The following is a 3,013-nucleotide window of genomic DNA, read 5'->3' as shown; positions in this document are numbered from 1 at the left end:
CATATAAGGTACATCCTAGCCCCCTCATCGCACCCCCCTAAATCCCCCCGCAGCGGGGGGAAGAAAAGGATAAGCTTTTGATACTGGAGGGGGTTGGGGGTGGGGTTCTTGTTCCAGGTTTGATGACAATTTGCTGTAAATCATCATCTGTTACAAAATTAATATCAACGTCATACACCCTACAATAATACTGATAATACTGACATTCACAAAACCTTACCAAATCCTCCACCTCCAGGAGTTTCTATCACAAAAACATCCCCCGGCTGCATCTCTACTGTAGCTGTATTCCCTAAATTTTCTTCAGTTCCATTTTTACGTTTTATCCAGTTTCTTCCTACTTTTCCGCTTTCTCCACCATCCAAACCAAAGGGAGGAATTAACCGATGACTAGAAAGAATATTAGCTGTCATTGGTTCGAGAAATTTAAGACGACGAATTACGCCATTTCCACCTGTATATTTACCTTTACCACCACTATCAGAACGCAAACTAAAGCTTTCTACTTGGATAGGATAACGAGTTTCTAAAACTTCTGGATCAGTTAAACGGGAGTTAGTCATGTGTGTATGAATTGCATCAGTACCATGAAAATTTATCCCCGCACCTGAACCACCACAAATGGTTTCATAATATTGATATTTTTCATTCCCAAAAGTAAAATTATTCATTGTTCCCTGGGAAGCAGCCATGACACCTAATGCACCATATAAAGCATCAACAATTGTTTGTGAAGTTTCTACATTTCCTGCTACCACTGCTGCGGGATAAATTGGGTTTAACATACAACCTTCAGGAATAATAATTTCTAAAGGTTTAAGACATCCAGCATTGAGAGGAATATTATCATCAACTAGAGTACGGAACACATACAAAATGGCTGCTTGTGTTACGGCTTTGGGGGCATTAAAATTACTATTTAGTTGTGCAGATGTTCCCGTAAAATCAATTTTAGCACTCCGATTTTCTCGGTTAATTGTCACTGAAACCTGAATTTTTGCACCACTATCCATTTCATAAATAAATGCACCATTTTTCAAAACATCAATTGCTCGTCTGACGGATTCTTCAGCATTATTTTGGACAAACTGCATATAAGTTTGTACTGTTGTTAGTCCATATTGATTAACCATTTTGCCTAGTTCTTGGACTCCCCTCTCATTAGCAGCTATTTGAGCTTTAAAATCGGCAATATTTTGGTCAGGATTGCGACTGGGATAGGGATGATTTAAGAGATAATTTCTCACGGCTGTTTCTTGAAAGTCTCCCTGTTCAACTAAGAGAAAATTATCAAATATAATTCCTTCTTCTGCTACTGTGGTACTGTGAGGAGGCATAGAACCAGGAGTAATACCACCTATATCTGCTTGATGTCCACGAGAAGCAACATAAAAGATAATTTGTGTTTTTTCTCCATCAAAAATTGGGGTAATGGCTGTGACATCAGGTAAATGTGTTCCCCCGTTATAGGGGTTGTTTGATAAATAAACATTTCCCGGTTTAATATTGTCACCTTGATCATTAATTAAACTGCGGACACTTTCACTCATTGAGCCTAAATGTACAGGAATATGAGGTGCATTTGCAACTAATAAACCGGAAGCATCGAAAATAGCGCAGGAGAAATCAAGTCTTTCCTTAATATTAACTGATGTTGCTGTATTTTGCAGCACAATTCCCATTTGTTCGGCGATGAATTGGTAGAGGTTTTTGAATATTTCTAAGCGAATGGGATCTGGTTGAGATGTGGTGTACATTTTTTTACTTAATTAATTTCAAGATAAACAATATGTTGGGTTTCCTTGCGTCAACCCAACCTACATTTTTTATTAAATTGTATCTGGATCTATATTTAATTCTCGTAGTTTTGCAGCTAAACGTTCTGCTTTTCTTGCTTCCTGTTCTGCGGTTTCTTCTGGTGTGGGGACTAAATTGCCTTCTGATGTGAAATAACGTAATAAACCCTCATGAATTCCTAAATATAGACCTAATTGTTGACTCCATAAATGCCCTTTTTCGGTGGCTTTTATAGGTTGATATTTTCCGTCTGTGATATGAAATCCTGCAAATTCTAATGTATAAGGATCAAACCAAAAATAGTCAGGTGTGCGGAAAGTTTCTTGATAAAGTTCTTTTTTTGATTCTCTATCTATTTTGGCTGTTGTTGGTGAGAGAATTTCGACAATTACATGAGGATATTTACCGTTTTCTTCCCACACTACCCAACTTTTACGAGTTTTTCTGTCAGTTCCTAAGACTACAAAAAAATCGGGTCCACGAAAATTTTCTGTTTTCTTCTGATGTGGACTATAATAAATACTCAGATTTCCCGCAGCATAGAAATCAGTTCTGTCTTTCCATAACCATTCCAAGCATTTGAAAAGTAGGATTATTTGTCGTAGGTGTAGTTCTGTTTCCACGGGGGGTTCATCACTATATAGGTCACTGGGAGGAAAAATAACATCTGGAGAGATGATTTTTTCAGATGCTATTTCTTGAGTAATCATCATGATATGATACCAAGTAGTTATTTGTTTATTCTAACATTAATTACCAATTGATAATTAATCCATTCAAGGTCTTATCTGTGTTTATCTGCGTTTATCTGCGTTCAAATATTCTGAAAATCTTATTTTCTTTGGAAATGTTGGGTTTCGCAAAGGCTCAACCCAACCTACGAAAAATGGCGTTGTAAAATCAAGTGATTTTGTTTCGTTAATCTTGCTTCCCAGTGAGGTTCAACGACAATTGTGCTGATTTTTTCGACAATGATAGCAGGTCCGACTATACTATCTTCTGGTTGTAAATTATCTCGGTAATAAACAGGGGTATCATGCCATTTATCAGCCGTAAACATTTTTACTATTTCTACAGGTGTGGGTTTTTGATTGAAAGCACGGTTACGAGTAATTAATGGTTCTTCAGGAGTATCCATTTTTTGAATTACTTCTACTGAGACTGATTCGACAATTAAGGTTTTCTCGGTTTGAATAAAACCATATCTATTTTTATG

General features: G+C 36.9%; 2 protein-coding genes and 1 pseudogene. All 3 read right to left on the bottom strand.

What is annotated here, in order from left to right; all coding sequences use genetic code 11:
* Positions 1-206: 206 nt before the first annotated feature.
* Positions 207-1,757 carry a hydantoinase B/oxoprolinase family protein gene (locus IQ228_RS24050; RefSeq protein ID WP_193964696.1) on the bottom strand — a complete coding sequence of 517 codons (1,551 nt, stop codon included), beginning with the start codon at positions 1,755-1,757 and terminating at the stop codon, positions 207-209.
* 72 nt (positions 1,758-1,829) lie between these two features.
* A complete protein-coding gene (locus IQ228_RS24045) occupies positions 1,830-2,510 on the bottom strand; it encodes a Uma2 family endonuclease (RefSeq protein ID WP_027403410.1) in 681 nt (226 codons plus the stop codon).
* A gap of 164 nt (positions 2,511-2,674) precedes the next feature.
* Positions 2,675-3,013, bottom strand: a pseudogene (locus IQ228_RS24040) (hydantoinase/oxoprolinase family protein); the annotation flags it as partial.

It is taken from the genome of Dolichospermum sp. LEGE 00246 (assembly GCF_015207865.1).
GTDB classification, from domain to species: domain Bacteria; phylum Cyanobacteriota; class Cyanobacteriia; order Cyanobacteriales; family Nostocaceae; genus Dolichospermum; species Dolichospermum heterosporum.
This window is presented reverse-complemented; position numbering and strand designations above follow the sequence as displayed.

What these genes read in the sequence shown, in the direction of transcription:
- IQ228_RS24050 (WP_193964696.1), bottom strand. Translation starts at nt 1,757, where the DNA reads ATGTACACCACATCTCAACCAGATCCCATTCGCTTAGAAATATTCAAA.
- IQ228_RS24045 (WP_027403410.1), bottom strand. Translation starts at nt 2,510, where the DNA reads ATGATGATTACTCAAGAAATAGCATCTGAAAAAATCATCTCTCCAGAT.